Below are 16405 nucleotides of genomic sequence, written 5' to 3'. Positions count from 1 at the left end.
CCCAAGCCTTGGCTGATGCTGAAAAACTGCTCGCCAAACTGGAAAAGCAACGCGGCAAGGCGCAAGAAAAACTGCACAAATCCCGCACCAAATTGCAGGACGCAGCTGCCGCCGGCAAAGCCAAGGCGCAGACCAAAGCCAAAGGCGCAGTGAAAGAACTCGAAGACCTGCTCGATGCGCTGAAAGAGCGTCAGTCCGACACTCGCAGCTACATCCTGCAACTCAAGCGCGATGCCCAGGAAAGCCTGAAACTGGCCCAGGGTGTTGGTCGTGTCCAGGAAGCAGTGGGCAAAGTATTGTCGTCCCGCTCGGCCAAACCAGCGGCGGCACCTGCCAAGAAAGCGGCAGCCAAACCTGCTGCAGCCAAGGCACCGGCGAAAACCGCTGCTGCAAAACCAGCCGCTAAAGCCGCCGCAAAACCAGTGGCCAAAGCGCCCGTGAAAGCTGCAGCAAAACCCGCTGCCAAGCCTGCGGCAAAAAAACCGGCTGCGGCGAGCGCTGCGAAACCGGCGGCTAAAACCACTGCGGCAAAACCTGCTGCCGCCAAAACTGCTGCGGCAAAACCCGCTGCAAAAACAGCCGCAGTCAAAGCAACCCCAGCTAAAACCGCAGCTGCAAAGCCGGCCGCTAAAACCGCAGTAAAACCAGCCGCTAAAACTGCCGCTGCAAAACCTGCCGCCAAGTCCGCCGCCAAACCAGTTGCTGCTAAAGCGGCTGCAAAACCAGCTACCAGAGTCGCCGCAAAACCAGCTGCCAAGCCTGCTGCAAAACCTGCAGTGAAAGCCGCCGCCAAGCCTGCTGCAAAACCAGCAGTCAAGCCAGCCGCTAAACCGGCCGCCGCTGCCAAACCGGCTGCCAAGCCCGCAGCAAAACCAGCTGCAAAACCAGCCGCGAAAAAACCAGTTGCTGCCAAACCAGCCGCTGCCAAACCGGCCACCGCGACAGCTGCCAAGCCTGCCGCACCGGCAACCTCGGCCTCGCCAGCAGCACCTGCGCCAGCCGCTACTACCTCGACTTCTACGACTGCGCCAACGCCAGCCGCTGCGTCGAGCGTCACCAGCAACCCGACCAGCGCTTCCTAAGTACCGGTCGCCGCGATGCGCAGCACTTGCAGCGCATCGCGGTTCGGGCTGGCCCTTGGGCCTGCCAGCGCCTCCAGCCATGCCATCGACCCCGATACATTGCGCGCCCACATCTGCGCAATCCCCTCCAGCCGTGACAACAACGCACGCTCAGCCTCAAGCTCCAGCGCCTTGACTTGGTCACGCATGCCTTTCAACACCGCATCCTCCACAGCCCCCGCCTTCCATTGCACGCGCAATGCACGCAGCGGTTGCACGACCTCGATATCCCAAGGCTCGGTCAACGCCTGAAGCTGTTGCACGCGCTGTTGATCGCAGGCCACGCTACGTTGTTCCAGCCATAAACCGCACAGCAGCAGGCACACGTTGGCCCCCGCCGTTTGCAGTTGCAGGCAGGCGTCTTCCACGCCCGGGCGGGCGTAGGTGGCAAGGGAAAAGCTCCACAGGTCAGAGGACATCGTGCTACTCGCGCCAGTTGTGAGCGAAGCTGGTAGACTCCGCCGCCATTATGATCCGACTTCAGAACCTGACTTTACAGCGTGGCCCGCAACGTCTGCTAGAAGACGCCGAGCTGACCCTGCACGCCGGCCACAAAGCCGGCCTCATCGGCGCCAACGGCGCCGGCAAATCCAGCCTGTTTGCCTTGCTGCGCGGCGAGTTGCACCCGGATTCGGGCGATTGCCTGCTGCCGGCTGACTGGCGGATCGCGCACATGCGTCAGGAGGTCGATACCCTCGAGCGCCTGGCGGTCGACTATGTGCTCGATGGCGACCTGCGTCTACGTGAGGTGCAACGCGACCTTGCAGTGGCCGAAGCGGCCCATGACGGCGTGGCGCTGGCTCGTCTGCACGCCGAACTCGACAGCGCTGACGGCTACACCGCCGACGCGCGGGCGCGCAAGTTGCTCGCCGGTCTGGGTTTCACCAATGAGCAGATGGATCGCCAGGTAGGAGATTTCTCCGGTGGATGGCGGATGCGTCTGAATCTGGCGCAGGCATTGATGTGCCCCTCGGACTTGCTGCTGCTCGACGAACCGACCAACCACTTGGACCTCGACGCCATCATCTGGCTCGAAGAGTGGCTGAAGAGCTATCCAGGCACCTTGCTGCTGATTTCCCACGACCGCGATTTTCTCGACGAAGTCGTCGACCATGTTGCCCACGTCGATCAACGCAAAATCACCCTGTATCGGGGCGGCTACACCGCGTTCGAACGCGCCCGTGCCGAGCGTCTGGCCCAGCAGCAACAGGCCTACGAGAAGCAGCAGGCGCAGCGTGCGCACATGGAAAGCTACATCGCCCGCTTCAAGGCTCAGGCCACCAAGGCCCGTCAGGCCCAGAGCCGGATCAAGGCGCTGGAGCGCATGGAAGAGTTGTCGGCGGCTCACGTCGATTCGCCGTTCGACTTCGTGTTCCGCGAGTCGACGAAGATCTCCAGCACGTTGATTGATTTGTCCGATGCGAACCTGGGCTACGGCGACCGAACCGTGCTGGAGAAGGTCAAGCTGCAACTGACCCCCGGCGCGCGGATCGGTCTGCTCGGGCCCAACGGTGCGGGTAAATCGACGCTGATCAAGAACCTCGCCGGTGAGCTGCAACCGCTGGCCGGTCGCCTGACCCGAGGCGAGAACACCGTGGTCGGCTACTTCGCCCAGCATCAACTCGACTCACTGGACTCCAAGGCCAGCCCGTTGCTGCACTTGCAGCGTCTGGCGCCGACCGAGCGTGAGCAGACCCTGCGTGACTTCCTCGGTGGTTTCGACTTCCGTGGCGCGCGGCTCGACGAGCCGGTACTGAATTTCTCCGGTGGCGAGAAGGCGCGTCTGGCCCTGGCGTTGATCGCCTGGGAGCGGCCGAACCTGTTGCTGCTCGACGAACCGACCAACCACCTCGATCTGGAAATGCGCCTGGCGCTGACCATGGCGTTGCAGGAGTTCAGTGGCGCGGTTCTCGTGGTCTCTCACGATCGTCACTTGCTCAAGAGCACTACCGACAACTTCTATCTGGTCGCCGACGGCAAGGTCGAAGAATTCGACGGCGACCTCGAAGACTATGCGCGTTGGCTGGTGGAATACCGTCAACGCAATGCGCCGGTCAGCAACACCCCGGTGAACCCGGACAAAACCGACAAGAAGGCTCAGCGTCAGGCCGCTGCTGCGTTGCGTCAGCAACTGGCACCGCACAAGCGTGAAGCCGACAAGCTTGAAGCTGAACTGGGCAAGCTCCACGAAAAACTGGCCAAGGTCGATGCCAGTCTCGGCGACAGCGAAATCTACGAGCCGGCACGCAAGAACGAGTTGCGTGATCTGCTGGCCGAGCAGGCCAAGCTGAAAGTGCGCGAAGCGGAACTTGAAGAGGCGTGGATGGAAGCCCTGGAAACCCTGGAAAGCATGCAGGCGGAGCTGGAGGCGTTGTCCTGATGGAAGCGTTCAAGCTGCCGCTGCCCGCCATGTGGGTCGAGCCGATCTGGCTCGGCGTGCAGATTCTGCTGATCCTGCTGGCCGGTTACATTGCCCAGCGCTTTGTCGCCAAATGCCTGACCCGTCTGGGCGAGCGTTACCCGTTTCCGCCGCAACTGCTGATGCCGCTGCGTGGCGTGTTGCGCTGGCTGATCATGGGCAGTGCGGTGATCTTTGTCCTGCAGCGCCTCGGCGTCTCGGCCACGGTGCTGTGGACCGCGCTGTCGGGTTTCGTCGCGGTGGCGGCAGTGGCGTTCTTCGCGATGTGGAGTGTGCTGTCGAATCTGCTCTGCGCGATTCTGATCTTCACCGTCGGGCCGTTTCGCCTCGGTGATGTGGTCGAGCTGGTCGACACCACCGACAAGCCCGGCGTCAAAGGACGGGTGGTGGCGATCAATCTGCTCTACACCACGTTGATCGAGGCTGAAGAACTGGGCACCGGCAGCGCGATGGTGCAGGTGCCGAACAGCTTGTTCTTCCAGCGTTCGGTGCGGCGTTGGCGGGGGACGGATGTGTTCCCTTCGAGCGGTTTCGAGAAGTAAGGCTTTTCAAGATCCATAGATCGCATTAGCTTGGACGTCTGTCACGAGTCAGAGTCGAGGTGTGCGATGGAGCTACAAACATGGCTGGCGTTCTTCGCCGCCTGCTGGGTGATCAGTCTTTCCCCGGGCGCTGGCGCCATTGCGTCGATGTCCAGCGGTCTGCAATACGGCTTCTGGCGTGGTTACTGGAATGCCTTGGGCCTGCAAATCGGCCTGGCCGTGCAGATCGCGATTGTCGGCGCCGGTGTCGGCGCGATTCTTACCGCTTCGGCCACTGCGTTCCATGCGATCAAATGGTTTGGTGTGGCCTATCTGGTGTATCTGGCGATCAAGCAATGGCGCGCGCTGCCCATGGACATGAGCGATGACGCAGCGGTGCGGCCGATCGGCAAGCCGTTGGCGCTGGTCTTCCGCGGTTTTCTGGTGAATATCAGCAACCCCAAGGCATTGGTGTTCATGCTGGCGGTGCTGCCGCAGTTCATCAATCCCCACGCGCCGCTGCTGATCCAGTATCTGGTGATCGGCGCGACCATGATCTTTGTCGACCTGATTGTCATGGCTGGCTATACCGGTCTGGCGTCGAAAGTGTTGCGCCTGCTGCGCACGCCAACACAACAGAAACGCATGAACCGCACGTTTGCCGGGCTGTTCATCGGCGCGGCGGCGTTTATGGCGACGTTGCGTAAAGCGGCGGTATAAACCCCGCAGGCACAAAAAAGGCGACCTCATGAGGTCGCCTTTTTTATTAGTGCTGAGGATGTTTTTGTGGCGAGGGGATTCATCCCCGATGGCTCGCGAAGCGGGCCCCTCTTGATCTTGAAAGAAAGGGGGCTGCTATGCAGCCCATCGGGGATAAATCCCCTCACCACAAAAGTCCACTGCAGATTTATGCAGGCCTGCAATCAGCGCAGAATCACCGGCGCGGTATCGCGCGGCAGGTTGTTACGCTGCTGCGGCTCGCGCGGCTGCTCGTAACCGCCGCCCCCGAGCTGTTGGCTCAGTTGTCCGGCCACGTCCTCACCCAGCGCCTTCGACACCTCGCGCACCACCCGTGGGCGGTTCAGCGAGATCTTGATGTCGCGGTGGTTCACCAATTTGGTGTCCTGCGCTTCACCCATCGCCGTGAAGGCCGACGTGATTTCGAAGGTCTTGGTGTTGATCAGGCTGAAGTCCGCCACCAGCGTCAGGCCCAGTACCGCCGAATAGCTGTCGGTGTGCGCCAGCTCGTTCATGTCCTGGGTGAAGTCGATGTCTGACACGGTGCCAAACAGAACATAGTCGGCACCCTTGAAGTTGCCGGCCTTGATCCGCTTGATCACGTCGTAGATGTCACCCTTGGACGACGCGGTGTACGGTGTGCCCTGCACCAGCTGGAACATACCGGTACGCAGAATTTCACCCTTGATGTCGCCGGTGAATTTGCGCAGCTCGGTCTGCTCGATGTAGCTGGTGGTCGCTTCGATCTCGTTATAGCTCGAAGAACCGCTGGAGCTGTAGTAACCCTCGCGGTAATTGTTCTGCGCCGAAACGATGTGAATGTATTGCTCCACACGTTCCTGATACGCCAGATCCGTCACCGCGACTTTCGGGGCCGCTTGCGCGCCAAACGCGCAAGCCAGGGCCATCATGCCAATCCATGTGCGCATCGATTAACGCTCCGTGGTTTTGCGGATCTCTTTTTCGTCCATCCACTCGGCCAGACCGCTTTCAACGTCGATCAATTGCAGGCTGAACTTGTAGAAGACGTCCTTGTAATCGCTGCTGCGCTTGACGATCGAGCTGATCGAACCTTCGATGCGGTACTTGGCGGCAACCATGTTGCCAGTCTTGGCCACGGTGCTCTTCTTGTACAGGCCGCTCTGGTTTTGCAGCTTGAGCTGGTCAACCTGGCTCTGCATCGCATTGTTGTCGCTGGCGAAGCGGGCAACGCCGGTTTTCATCAGCTGAGTCTTGATGCTGGTGGTGATTTCGCGGGTATCGATGTACTCGCTGGTCTTGTTCTTCACGTCGTAGACCTGAACCACCGGGCGGCCCTGCAGAATGCCGGACTGGGCCAGGGAGCGGGTCATCGACTCGGCGATCATTTGCAGGTCAGTCGAACCGAATTCGTTGGTGACGGTTTCAACAGCCTTGGTGTCGCCGTAGCTGATGTTCTTGCTGCCCAGGGTTGGCGAGGTGTTGGCGCAACCGGAAGCCAGCAGGGCGATAACGGCGATGCAGGAAAAGCGTGCAAACATGACAGTGCTCTCTAAAACAGGAATAGGGGGAAGCGGACTTAAGGCGTCTTGATTTCCAGACGGAAATCCACGGCTTTCGGCGTCGGGGCGATAGCCTGGACGAAGCTGGTCTGCGCGCCGTACATCATCTGGCTTTTCCAGACTTCTTCTTCCGCGACCGGGAAGCCTTCAGGGCCGAGCCAGGCGAAGCGGTAGTAGAAAATCTTGTTGCTGTTGAGGGTGTTGCTCAACTGCACATTGACGGTCATGAAGCCGTTTTCGCGGGCGACGCGCATGGCGCCGACGACGATGTGTTTTTGCGGCCCCATGGCCACGACTTTGCTCGCGGCGCTGCCCGGCTCAGGAGGTGGCGGGGTGGCGCAGCCGCTGGCCAGCATGGCGAGGGCGGCGACGGCGATGAATTTGAAGCGCATGCAAAGACTCCGTTCTTAAGGTTGTTTGAGGCTGGCGACGTTGGTCGCAGCGGCGCTCGGGATCACGTGGGCGGCGAGACCGCCAGCAAACACCTGATTGCCCACGGCACGCAGGCTGATCACCTGATAACGCTGATCGACGGTGACCTTGACCACCGAACCGCCCACAGCGCTCGGCAGAGTGACTTGGTGTTCACCTTTCTTCAAGCGCAGACGCACCACCTGGGTGTTGTCCGGCAGCGTGCGCCACGTACGGGTATCGGCACCTTCGAGCACAGCTGAAGAGATACCCACGGCCAGACCGGCCAGTGGATTGGTTTCGTTGATCTGCTTCTGCGCCACGCCTTTGGTGATCGCGCGCACGGTGGTGCGCAGGATAATCCCCGGCATGTCGTCGCGCAGGGCGCGGCGAGACATGGCGGTGGTGCTGTTGAGGCCGGTCAGGTTGACTTGCTGGCCGTCGACACCGATCTGCGCGAACGGCGCGGTGGAGGTGTCAGGCTTGATGATCGGGAACGACAGCGGCGTGATCACCACGTTGTTGGAGATTGGCAGCGGCAGTGGCACGCGAATCGAATCGCGGGACGGCGCCAGACCGCTTTGCACCACGATCAGGATGTCGCTGTCATCGCTCTTGGTCGGCTTGTCGAGGTTGACCAGCGCCTGTTCCAGCAGCGGCGTGTTCGGGCGCAGTTCTGCGGCCTTGCGGTAGCCCGGTGCAGCCAGGTCTTTTTCGCCAAGGGCTTCGTAAACGAAACCGGCCAGGTAATGGCTGAACGCACTCTGGTAGCTGTTCTTCAGGCCGACCACTTCCGGCGCATCGAGGCTGGCGACCGGATAGCCCTGCAGATCCTTGTACTGAGTCTTGATGCCTTCTTTCTCGGCCTCTTCCTCGCTCTTGAGGTATTCCTTGTCGCGCAGGTCGGCGATCACCGCTTCGCGTTCGTGAGTCTTCTTGATCGCAGTGCGCGCGCCGTCGAAGTCATTGACCGCCAGCAGGTTCAGGGCCATTTGCGTGGTCAGCATGACTTTTTCGTAGTCGTAGCCTTCGTAGCGGCGAACCTTGTCGTTGACGATGAAGCTGCCGAACTGGGCCAGGTATTTGCCGGTGTCGAGCTTGACCGCGTCTTCCCACTGACCCACCACCTGGTCGGCGCTGGTCCAGGCGTTCTGGCTGCCGGACAAGTCGCCCTTGGCGCGCAGCAGTTCACCTTTCTCGAAGTAATAGAGCAGGTCTTTGTCGGCGCTGGTGTTGTTCTTTTCCAGCAGGGTCAGCGCGGCATCGACATTGCCGGAAGCCAGTTGCTGGTTGGTCTGGGCCAGCTCGGAGTCGTAGTTGCGAAACGCCGAACAGCCGGACAGCAGAGTGACGGCGCTGAGCGCAATCAGAGTGGGGGCGCGGAATGCCATGGGGGTACTTCTTCCCTGGAGTAACTACAGCCGCGGATGCTGGTCGGGCTGGTGTGACCCATCGACAGTGGCGTTGGCCTCCTGCCAATTCCTCATAACCAGAGGAGCTTTTATGCCGCATCGCGATAGCGAGGGCGCGGCATTATAAGCGGGTGCTAGTGGCTATGTAATAGCTTTTTAATTGCATCGGTTAGTTAGGTGCCATTACTGCCCGGGACTGCCAGCGTTAGCAGGCTCTGGTACTTCGGGTAGCACCAGCGAAGACCCCACGTAGTAGGTCACGCCCATGAATACCCGCAGGTTGAACACCTGATGGTTCTGGTCGACACGCACGGTGAACCCGTCCGCTGCGCGCAAGTACGGGAAGCTCACGCGATGCAGACCTTTTTTCAGGCGTAGACGGGCGACCAGGGTTTTGTCCGGAAGGGTGCGCCAGGTGCGCGTATCCGCCTCTTCGAAAGGATCGTGTTCAGTAACCACCAGCGAAGCCTTGGCCGGATCGCGTTCATTCTTTTGAGCCTGACTGATGGCGGCCATGTTGGCGCGGAACATGGCGCGAGAGATGATCGCCGGCATGTCATCGCGCAAAGTACGCATGGCCATGTCAGTAACGCTGTTGATCATCGTCAATGGGTATTGTTTTCCGTCGACGAGCACACTCGGAACAGGCGGTGTGATCGTATCGGGCACCATCACCGGAAACGAGATCGGCGCGACAATCGTCAGGTTTTCGTTCAGCCGCACCGGGATCGGCACTTGCACCGAACTGCGCACCGGCGCGAAACCGGCCTGGACAACGACCAGGATCTCGCTTTCATCCGCTGTCGGCGCGGGCTTGTCCAGGTTGCGCAAGGCTTTCTCGAGAAACGGTACGCCCGGGCGTAACTCAATGGCCTGGCGATAACCCGGTGCCGCGAGCGTGCGTTCGCCCAACGCTTCATAGGTGAAGCCCGCCAGGTAATGGCTGAATGCACTCTGATAGCCGTTCTTCAGTTCAACCACTTGCGGGGCGTCGAGGACAGTGACCGGATAGCCTTGCAGATCCTTGTAACGCAACGTGATCCCTTGGCTTTTGGCCTGTTCTTCAGCTTCTTCGTATTGCCGTTCCCGCTGGCGGGCAATCAGGGTTTCGCGCTCGTGGGTCTTTTTGATGTCGGCGCGGGCACCGTCGAAATCGTTTTCCGCCAGTTGGTTGAGGGCCATCTCGGTGGTCAGCATGACTTTTTCGTAGTCGTAACCTTCGTAGCGCAACAGCTTGTCGTTGACCAGCATGGTGCCCATTTCATTGCCGAACCGGGCCAGCAGCTTCATGCCTGCGGAGGGATCGGCCTCTTCGCGCTGGAAAATCATCCGGTCAGCCGCGCGCCAGGCTTCCTGACTTTTTGGCAGGGCCGTGCCGGCGCTGAGAATGGCGCCTCTTTCCAGGTAATACAGCAGATCCTTGTCTTCCCAGGGATTATTCAGCTCCATCAGGTAGAGCGCTTCGTTGAGATTGCCCGCCGCCATCTGATCGATGGTCTGCTGCATCTCTGCATCGTAATCGCGGTAAGCGGCGCAACCGTTCAGTTGCATGAGGGCGCTGAACAACAGAAAAAACGGCAGGCTACGGCGCATGGAGACAGGTTCTTCCTTGAACGGCAAGGGCGGGAGGTGACGCAGTATAAGGGCTGTTTGCCCCGGCATGTCGCACTCAAGGTGCAGGTGTTCGTCGAGTTCATGCACGCACATTACCGGACAAAAGCTGCACCGTTACGCTGAAAAAAACGACCGCCGCGCTGACAAAGCTTGAGGGAATCTCATTGGAAGTGAACAATGTGTTACTTCGTATTACCAATTGAGATTCGTTCATGACTGCGCCGTCCCGTTTTCTGGCCTGGCTGTTGTTCCCGTTGTGCGCCCTGAGTTGCTCAAACCTGTTGGCCGATACGGTGGAAGGCGCGCCGCAAGCGCTGCACATGCTCGATTACATCAGTGCCGACTATCCGCCGACGGTGGAAGCGGGCAAGGTCGTCGACGACTCCGAATACCGCGAGCAACTGGAGTTCATTCAGGTGTTGCAGGGGCTGATCGCGGATTTGCCAGCGAAACCGGAAAAGGCCGGGCTGGAGCAAGGTGTGATTGCCTTGCGCGCGGCGGTCACCGCTCGGCAGGACGGCGCGGAAGTTGCCCGTCAGGCGCGGCAACTGGGGGCGAAACTGGCCGTGGCCTATGAGGTCAGCCAGGCGCCGGTCATCACGCCCGATCCGGCGCGGGCCGCGCCACTCTTCGCCCAGCACTGCTCGGTGTGCCACGGTGAAACCGGTGCGGGCGATGGCCCGGCCGGTGTCGGCCTGACACCGCCCCCGGCCAACCTGCGCGACGCCGCCCGTCTGGATCACCTGAGCCTCTACGCGATCTACAGCACCCTCGGTCAAGGTGTCGAAGGCACCGATATGCCGTCGTTTGCCGATCAACTGGATGATCGCCAGCGCTGGGACATGGCGACATACGTCGCCGGGCTCAGCGCCAATGCCTCGGCAGCCAAATCCGGGCAGACCTACAACATCGCCGATCTGGCCCGCCAGACCCCGGCCGAAGTGCAAATTGCCGAAGGCGCGCAAGCCGCCGCCACGTTCCGTGCCCAGCGTGCGCAGCCGCCGCAGGTCAAGCGTGGCCCGGCGCAGTTGCTCGACTACACCGCTGCAACGCTGGACAAGAGCCTCGCGGCTTACCGCGCTGGCGACCACGATCAGGCTTACGACCTGTCGGTGGCGGCGTATCTGGAAGGCTTCGAACTGGTCGAGAGTTCGCTGGATAACGTCGACGCGAATGTGCGCAAGGACACTGAAAAATCCCTGATGGCTTATCGGCAGTCGTTGCAGGACGGGTTACCGGTGGCCCAGGCCGAACAGCGTCTGGACGCGGCCAAGGCCAAACTCAAGGAATCCGCCGGTCTGCTCGGCAGCGATGGTTTGAGCTGGTCGCTGAGCTTTATCTCCGGTCTGCTGATTTTGCTGCGCGAAGGCCTGGAAGCGATTCTGGTGCTGGCGGCGATCCTCGCGTTCCTGCGCAACACCGGTCAGCAATCGGCGGTGCGCAGCGTTAACGTTGGTTGGGGCCTGGCGTTGCTGGCCGGCCTGGGGACTTGGGCGCTGGCGGCGTATGTGATCGATGTCAGCGGCTCGCAGCGTGAATTGCTCGAGGGCGCTACGGCGCTGTTCGCCAGTGTGATGGTGTTGTGGCTCGGTGTGTGGATGCACGACCGCCGTCACGCAGCAGCCTGGCAGGATTACATCAAGAGCAGTCTGGTCGGCGGTGGCGGGCGTTTTGGCTTCGCGATCCTGGCGTTCTTCTCGGTGTATCGCGAGCTGTTCGAAGTGATCCTGTTCTACGAAACCCTGTGGTTGCAGGCCGGTCCTGCCGGACACAACGCGGTATTGGCAGGCGGTGCGACGGCGCTTGTGTTGCTGGTCGGTCTGGCCTGGGTGATCCTGCGCGGGTCGGCCAAACTGCCGCTGACGCTGTTCTTCAGCATCAACGCCGCGCTGCTGTGCGCGCTGTCGGTGGTGTTTGCCGGGCATGGCGTGAAGGCGTTGCAGGAAGCGGGGATTTTCGGCACGCGGCCGGTGGCGTTCTTCGATTTCGACTGGCTGGGGATTCATGCCGATGCCTATTCGCTGACGGCCCAGGCAGTGGCGATTGTGGCGATCATCGTGCTGTATAGCCGTAGTCGGCTGGCTGAGAAGAAGCGAGTCGCCGCCTAACGACATTCGCTGCGCTCACATTCGCGGGCAAGCCACGCTCCCACAGGTTTAGCGTTAACCTTGTGGGAGCGGGCTTGCCCGCGATGCTTTTTGAATTGAGGAAAACAACATGCGTGTATGGATCGATGCCGACGCCTGTCCACGGGCGGCGAAGGATCTGGTGGTGAAGTTCGCGCTCAAGCGCCAGTTCGAAGTGGTGCTGGTGGCGGGGCAGCCGCAGACCAAACCGGGGCTGGCCATCGTCAAGTTGATCGTGGTGCCCAGCGGCCCGGATGCGGCGGACGATTATCTGGTCGAGCACGCCGTGCCCGGTGAGCTGGTGATCTGCAGCGATATTCCGCTGGCCGATCGGTTGGTGAAAAAGGGTGTGGCGGCGCTTGATCCGCGAGGCAAAGAGTTCGATGCGCAGAACATGGGCGAGCGCCTGGCCGTGCGCAATCTGTTCACCGATCTGCGTGAACAAGGCCAGATGAGCGGCGGCCCGGCGCCGTTTGGCGAGCGCGAGAAGCAGGCGTTTGCCAATGCGCTGGACCGAATCCTCACCCGTCTTTCACGCCAATCCTGATTCATCCGAATATCTGTGGTGAGGGGATAAATCCCCTCACCACAAAAGCTCTTCAGCATGATCGGATCAGGCGTCGTTCTCGTGAGTCAACTCAAGGACGCGGTCGACCAGTTTGTTAATCCCCGAAGCCGCTTCACTGATGTTCTGCGCCAGCATATAAGCCGGGGTCGTCACCAGTTTGCGTGCCTTGTCTTCGATGATGTCGGTCACTGCGCACTCTTCGTGGGTGGCGCCCATCTTGTTCATCGCGGTGGCGGTGTCGGCATCGTTGCCGATGGTGCAGGTCACGCCCGGGCCGTAGATCTTTGCCGCGAGTGCCGGCGAGATGCAGATCAGCCCCACTGGTTTGCCTGCTTCGGCAAACGCTTCGGCCAGGGCCAGAACGTCTGGCTGCACGGTGCAGCCGGCGCCTTCGATGGCGAAGTTCGACAGGTTCTTCGCCGCCCCAAAGCCACCCGGCACGATCAGCGCATCGAAGTCGTCGACGTCGGCCTCACGAATGTCCTTGATGTTGCCCCGGGCGATGCGCGCCGACTCCACCAGCACGTTGCGCGACTCGGGCATTTCGTCGCCGGTCAGGTGATTGATTACATGCAATTGCGCAATGTTCGGGGCGAAGCACTGTACCTGCGCGCCGCGTTGATCAAGGCGTAGCAGGGTGATGACGCTTTCCTGGATTTCTGCTCCGTCGTAAACGCCACTGCCGGACAGGATCACTGCAACTTTTTTGCTCATGGGTTTCTCTCCAGTTTCATGGCGCTAAATGTCCACTAATTTGTCGCGCGTTGCCATAGGGTAAATTCGCGCTCAGGCCTACGATCTGTTGCATGGAATTGGCTCGGAACACGTCATGAACTTCATTCTGTATGCGGTGCCGTTTTTCTTTGTTTTGATTGTGGTGGAGCTGATCGCCGACCGTTGGCGCGGGGTCAGCCACTATCGCCTGGCTGATGCGGTGAACAGCATCAGCACCGGTGTGCTGTCGACCACTACCGGGCTGCTGACCAAAGGCGTCGGCCTTGTGACCTATGCCTTTGCCCTGGAACATCTGGCGTTGCTCAGGCTGCCGGCGCAGAGCCTCTGGGTCTGGGTGTTCGCTTTCATTCTCTATGACTTCTGCTATTACTGGCTGCACCGCATGGGCCATGAACGCAACATCCTCTGGGCGGCGCATTCGGTGCATCACCAGAGCGAGGAGTACAACCTCTCGACGGCGTTGCGCCAGACCAGCACCGGATTTCTGCTGAGCTGGATCTTCTACCTGCCGATGGCCGTACTTGGCGTGCCGCTGCTGGTGTTCGTCAGCGTTGCGGCGCTGAATCTGCTCTATCAGTTTTGGGTGCACACCCAGCACATTCCCAAGCTTGGCTGGTTCGAATGGTTCTTCGTCACGCCATCCAATCATCGGGCTCACCATGCACAGAACGCTCTCTACATGGATCGCAACTACGGCGGGGTGTTCATTATTTGGGATCGGCTGTTTGGCTCGTTCCAGGAAGAGGACGACAACGAACCGGTGATTTTCGGCGTGACCACGCCATTGGCGAGCTGGAATCCGTTGTGGGCCAACCTGCAGTTTTATGCGCAGTTGTGGGATGACGCGCGGCGCACGGAGAGCATGTGGGACAAGCTGCGGATCTGGTTTATGCGCACCGGTTGGCGTCCGGCGGATGTGGCGGCGAAGTACCCGCTGAACAAGCCGGACCTGACCCGGTTTCGCAAATTCGACATACCGCTCGAGAGCCGACAGCAGTGGTACGTGGCGGCGCAATTCTGCGTCTATATCGCGCTGGGAAGTTACCTGATGAATCTGGAAACCACTCTGCCTAGCGCCGCGCTGGTGCTCGGTTGGGGGGCGGTGGCGTTCGGTCTGTTTGCGTTGGGCGTGGCCCTGGAGAATCGCCCGTGGGCGCTGAAGGTCGAGCTGTTGCGGTTGGCGTCGAATCTGCCGCTGGTGTGGCTGGCGCCGCTGGTCGGGCTATGGCCGGCCAGCCCGGTGGCCTGGGCTGGCTTGCTCGGTTACAGCCTGCTCAGTGGCATCGGGCTGTATGGCGTTCGCCAGCGAATTACTCGTTTGGCGTCTTAGGGTCGGCGACTTTGGCCTGCTCGATCTGATGCAAGTGCGCGGCTTTCGCTGCCTGCTCGTCGGCGTAAACCTGCTTCGCCAAACGGGCATTCTTGAAGCGGCGGCGCAGCCACAGGCCAACACCCAGCACCAGCAACGCGCCGAGTACCCACAGCTCGTATTTCTTGATGCTGCCGAGCATGCCTTCGAGCACAGCGCCGAAATGGTAAGCGGCAGCAGCCAGTGCGGTGGCCCAGATCGCTGCGCCGATACCGTTCAGCAGCAGGTAACGTCCCGGTGGATAACCCGACAAGCCGATCGCCACGGGCATCACCGTGCGCAACCCATAAACGAAGCGGAAACTCAGAACCCAGATGTCCGGATGCTTACGGATGTGCTCCAGCGCCCGGTCGCCCATCAATTGCCAGCGCGGTTTGCGTGCAAGCAATTTGCGCCCGTGCTTGCGCCCCAGGAAGTACCACAACTGATCGCCGGCATAACTGCCGAAGAACGCCACGACCACGACCAGGTTGATATCCATGTATCCGCGAAACGCGAGGAAACCCGCGAGCACCAGGATGGTTTCGCCTTCGAAGAACGTGCCGAGAAAAAGGGCAAAGTAGCCGAAGTCATGCAGAAATTGTTGGAGCATTGTCTGGGTGCTGGCGAAATGAACGCGCAGCCTAACCCTTCAAACACATTCAGGAAAGTGTCCAAATGTGTCTCGACGTGAACATTTCCTACACAGACAATGGAATGCGGCTACATGTCACGGGGTGCGCACAACTGTAATCTGTTCGTCATAATGGCCGTCTATAACTGTCACGCTCGCCCGTTTGCGCGGGCTCAGGAGTCTGCCGTGAGCTTTACCCCTGCCAACCGTTTGTTCCCCGCCACCCGCCTGCGTCGCAATCGCCGTGATGATTTTTCGCGTCGGCTGGTGCGGGAAAATGTACTGACGGTCGACGACCTGATCCTGCCCGTCTTCGTGCTCGACGGTGAAAACCGCCGCGAAGCCGTGGCTTCGATGCCGGGTGTAGAGCGCTTGACCATCGATTTGCTGCTTGAAGAAGCCGCCAAGTGGGTCGAACTGGGGATTCCGGCGCTGGCATTGTTCCCGGTCACGCCTGCAGAACTCAAATCCCTCGACGCCGCCGAAGCCTGGAATCCCGAAGGCATCGCCCAGCGCGCCACTCGCGCCCTGCGTGATCGCTTCCCGGAACTGGGCGTGATCACCGACGTCGCGCTCGACCCGTTCACCACCCACGGTCAGGACGGCATTCTCGACGAGGAAGGCTACGTACAGAACGACATCACCGTCGATGCGCTCGTGCGCCAGGCGCTGTCCCACGCCGAGGCCGGCGCTCAGGTCGTTGCCCCGTCGGACATGATGGACGGGCGCATTCAGGCGATCCGCGAAGCGCTGGAAATCGCCGGCCACGTCAACGTGCGGATCATGGCCTACTCGGCCAAGTACGCCAGCGCCTATTACGGGCCTTTCCGCGATGCCGTGGGTTCGGCCTCGAACCTTGGCAAGGCGAACAAGGCTTCTTATCAGATGGACCCGGCCAACAGCGAAGAAGCGCTGCACGAAGTCGGCGCGGACTTGTCTGAAGGCGCGGACATGGTCATGGTCAAGCCGGGCATGCCGTACCTGGACATTCTTTTCCGGGTAAAAGATGCCTTCAAGGTGCCGACCTTCGTCTATCAGGTTAGCGGCGAATACGCCATGCACATGGCGGCGATCCAGAATGGCTGGTTGAGCGAGGCGGTGATTCTCGAATCACTGACCGCCTTTAAACGTGCCGGTGCTGATGGCATCCTGACTTATTTTGCTGTCCGCGCCGCTCAATTGTTACGAGAGCAGAAATAGCCCTCCCAGGAACATTC

General features: G+C 60.6%; 16 protein-coding genes. 8 read left to right on the top strand and 8 right to left on the bottom strand.

What is annotated here, in order from left to right:
* Positions 1-1082 (top strand): AlgP family protein (locus ACIOVB_RS02550; protein WP_401264536.1); only part of this gene is annotated, 1082 nt, incomplete at its 5' end.
* On the opposite strand, the gene ACIOVB_RS02545 is transcribed toward ACIOVB_RS02550, so the two are convergent.
* The gene (locus tag ACIOVB_RS02545; RefSeq protein ID WP_401264534.1) at positions 1079-1540 is read right to left on the bottom strand and encodes a TIGR02444 family protein; all 462 of its coding nucleotides are present in this window, start codon (positions 1538-1540) and stop codon (positions 1079-1081) included. The two genes, ACIOVB_RS02550 and ACIOVB_RS02545, sit on opposite strands and share 4 nt — an antisense overlap.
* A 50-nt stretch (positions 1541-1590) precedes the next feature.
* Here ACIOVB_RS02545 and ACIOVB_RS02540 point away from each other — a divergent pair, with 50 nt between their 5' ends.
* The 3 genes from ACIOVB_RS02540 (at position 1591) to ACIOVB_RS02530 (ending at position 4781) form a co-directional block, all read left to right on the top strand.
* Positions 1591-3501, top strand: coding sequence for an ATP-binding cassette domain-containing protein (locus tag ACIOVB_RS02540; RefSeq protein WP_401264532.1), 1911 nt, complete (start codon positions 1591-1593; stop codon positions 3499-3501).
* Positions 3501-4082 carry a mechanosensitive ion channel family protein gene (locus ACIOVB_RS02535; RefSeq protein ID WP_187678235.1) on the top strand — a complete coding sequence of 194 codons (582 nt, stop codon included), beginning with the start codon at positions 3501-3503 and terminating at the stop codon, positions 4080-4082. The genes ACIOVB_RS02540 and ACIOVB_RS02535 overlap by 1 nt, the downstream gene beginning before the upstream one ends.
* A 66-nt stretch (positions 4083-4148) precedes the next feature.
* Positions 4149-4781, top strand: a complete 633-nt coding sequence (locus tag ACIOVB_RS02530) for a LysE family transporter (protein WP_187678234.1) — start codon at positions 4149-4151, stop codon at positions 4779-4781.
* Positions 4782-4984: 203 nt separating this feature from the next.
* Here the strand turns inward: ACIOVB_RS02530 and ACIOVB_RS02525 are convergent, their stop codons facing one another.
* The 5 genes from ACIOVB_RS02525 to ACIOVB_RS02505 all read right to left on the bottom strand — a co-directional run bounded on the left by ACIOVB_RS02525 (position 4985) and on the right by ACIOVB_RS02505 (position 9756).
* Positions 4985-5728, bottom strand: coding sequence for a penicillin-binding protein activator LpoB (locus ACIOVB_RS02525; RefSeq protein ID WP_401264528.1), 744 nt, complete (start codon positions 5726-5728; stop codon positions 4985-4987).
* 3 nt (positions 5729-5731) lie between these two features.
* Entirely contained in the window at positions 5732-6319 is a 588-nt protein-coding gene (gene lpoB, locus ACIOVB_RS02520; protein WP_016772610.1) for a penicillin-binding protein activator LpoB, read from the bottom strand.
* A gap of 38 nt (positions 6320-6357) precedes the next feature.
* Positions 6358-6732, bottom strand: coding sequence for a DUF1425 domain-containing protein (locus tag ACIOVB_RS02515; RefSeq protein WP_401264525.1), 375 nt, complete (start codon positions 6730-6732; stop codon positions 6358-6360).
* Positions 6733-6747: 15 nt separating this feature from the next.
* The gene (locus tag ACIOVB_RS02510; RefSeq protein ID WP_401264524.1) at positions 6748-8142 is read right to left on the bottom strand and encodes a COG3014 family protein; all 1395 of its coding nucleotides are present in this window, start codon (positions 8140-8142) and stop codon (positions 6748-6750) included.
* A gap of 204 nt (positions 8143-8346) precedes the next feature.
* Positions 8347-9756, bottom strand: a complete 1410-nt coding sequence (locus ACIOVB_RS02505; protein ID WP_401264521.1) for a COG3014 family protein — start codon at positions 9754-9756, stop codon at positions 8347-8349.
* Positions 9757-9989: 233 nt separating this feature from the next.
* Here ACIOVB_RS02505 and ACIOVB_RS02500 point away from each other — a divergent pair, with 233 nt between their 5' ends.
* Positions 9990-11885 carry an FTR1 family protein gene (locus ACIOVB_RS02500; protein WP_401264519.1) on the top strand — a complete coding sequence of 632 codons (1896 nt, stop codon included), beginning with the start codon at positions 9990-9992 and terminating at the stop codon, positions 11883-11885.
* Positions 11886-11994: 109 nt separating this feature from the next.
* Complete coding sequence (locus ACIOVB_RS02495) at positions 11995-12450, top strand: YaiI/YqxD family protein (protein ID WP_187678228.1); 456 nt, start codon at positions 11995-11997, stop codon at positions 12448-12450.
* Positions 12451-12516: 66 nt separating this feature from the next.
* Here the strand turns inward: ACIOVB_RS02495 and elbB are convergent, their stop codons facing one another.
* The gene (gene elbB, locus ACIOVB_RS02490; RefSeq protein WP_401264517.1) at positions 12517-13185 is read right to left on the bottom strand and encodes an isoprenoid biosynthesis glyoxalase ElbB; all 669 of its coding nucleotides are present in this window, start codon (positions 13183-13185) and stop codon (positions 12517-12519) included.
* 115 nt (positions 13186-13300) lie between these two features.
* On the opposite strand from elbB, the gene ACIOVB_RS02485 reads away from it, so the two are divergent.
* Positions 13301-14536, top strand: coding sequence for a sterol desaturase family protein (locus ACIOVB_RS02485; protein WP_401264516.1), 1236 nt, complete (start codon positions 13301-13303; stop codon positions 14534-14536).
* Here ACIOVB_RS02485 and ACIOVB_RS02480 read toward each other — a convergent pair.
* A complete protein-coding gene (locus ACIOVB_RS02480) occupies positions 14517-15167 on the bottom strand; it encodes a DedA family protein (protein WP_401264513.1) in 651 nt (216 codons plus the stop codon). The two genes, ACIOVB_RS02485 and ACIOVB_RS02480, sit on opposite strands and share 20 nt — an antisense overlap.
* A 207-nt stretch (positions 15168-15374) precedes the next feature.
* Here ACIOVB_RS02480 and hemB point away from each other — a divergent pair, with 207 nt between their 5' ends.
* A complete protein-coding gene (gene hemB, locus ACIOVB_RS02475) occupies positions 15375-16388 on the top strand; it encodes a porphobilinogen synthase (protein ID WP_401264511.1) in 1014 nt (337 codons plus the stop codon).
* Positions 16389-16405: the final 17 nt, after the last annotated feature.

The sequence above is a fragment of the Pseudomonas sp. NPDC087639 genome (assembly GCF_044743385.1).
In the GTDB taxonomy this organism is placed as follows: domain Bacteria; phylum Pseudomonadota; class Gammaproteobacteria; order Pseudomonadales; family Pseudomonadaceae; genus Aquipseudomonas.
This window is presented reverse-complemented; position numbering and strand designations above follow the sequence as displayed.

What these genes read in the sequence shown, in the direction of transcription:
- ACIOVB_RS02545 (WP_401264534.1), bottom strand. Translation starts at nt 1,540, where the DNA reads ATGTCCTCTGACCTGTGGAGCTTTTCCCTTGCCACCTACGCCCGCCCG.
- ACIOVB_RS02540 (WP_401264532.1), top strand. Translation starts at nt 1,591, where the DNA reads ATGATCCGACTTCAGAACCTGACTTTACAGCGTGGCCCGCAACGTCTG.
- ACIOVB_RS02535 (WP_187678235.1), top strand. Translation starts at nt 3,501, where the DNA reads ATGGAAGCGTTCAAGCTGCCGCTGCCCGCCATGTGGGTCGAGCCGATC.
- ACIOVB_RS02530 (WP_187678234.1), top strand. Translation starts at nt 4,149, where the DNA reads ATGGAGCTACAAACATGGCTGGCGTTCTTCGCCGCCTGCTGGGTGATC.
- ACIOVB_RS02525 (WP_401264528.1), bottom strand. Translation starts at nt 5,728, where the DNA reads ATGCGCACATGGATTGGCATGATGGCCCTGGCTTGCGCGTTTGGCGCG.
- lpoB (WP_016772610.1), bottom strand. Translation starts at nt 6,319, where the DNA reads ATGTTTGCACGCTTTTCCTGCATCGCCGTTATCGCCCTGCTGGCTTCC.
- ACIOVB_RS02515 (WP_401264525.1), bottom strand. Translation starts at nt 6,732, where the DNA reads ATGCGCTTCAAATTCATCGCCGTCGCCGCCCTCGCCATGCTGGCCAGC.
- ACIOVB_RS02510 (WP_401264524.1), bottom strand. Translation starts at nt 8,142, where the DNA reads ATGGCATTCCGCGCCCCCACTCTGATTGCGCTCAGCGCCGTCACTCTG.
- ACIOVB_RS02505 (WP_401264521.1), bottom strand. Translation starts at nt 9,756, where the DNA reads ATGCGCCGTAGCCTGCCGTTTTTTCTGTTGTTCAGCGCCCTCATGCAA.
- ACIOVB_RS02500 (WP_401264519.1), top strand. Translation starts at nt 9,990, where the DNA reads ATGACTGCGCCGTCCCGTTTTCTGGCCTGGCTGTTGTTCCCGTTGTGC.
- ACIOVB_RS02495 (WP_187678228.1), top strand. Translation starts at nt 11,995, where the DNA reads ATGCGTGTATGGATCGATGCCGACGCCTGTCCACGGGCGGCGAAGGAT.
- elbB (WP_401264517.1), bottom strand. Translation starts at nt 13,185, where the DNA reads ATGAGCAAAAAAGTTGCAGTGATCCTGTCCGGCAGTGGCGTTTACGAC.
- ACIOVB_RS02485 (WP_401264516.1), top strand. Translation starts at nt 13,301, where the DNA reads ATGAACTTCATTCTGTATGCGGTGCCGTTTTTCTTTGTTTTGATTGTG.
- ACIOVB_RS02480 (WP_401264513.1), bottom strand. Translation starts at nt 15,167, where the DNA reads ATGCTCCAACAATTTCTGCATGACTTCGGCTACTTTGCCCTTTTTCTC.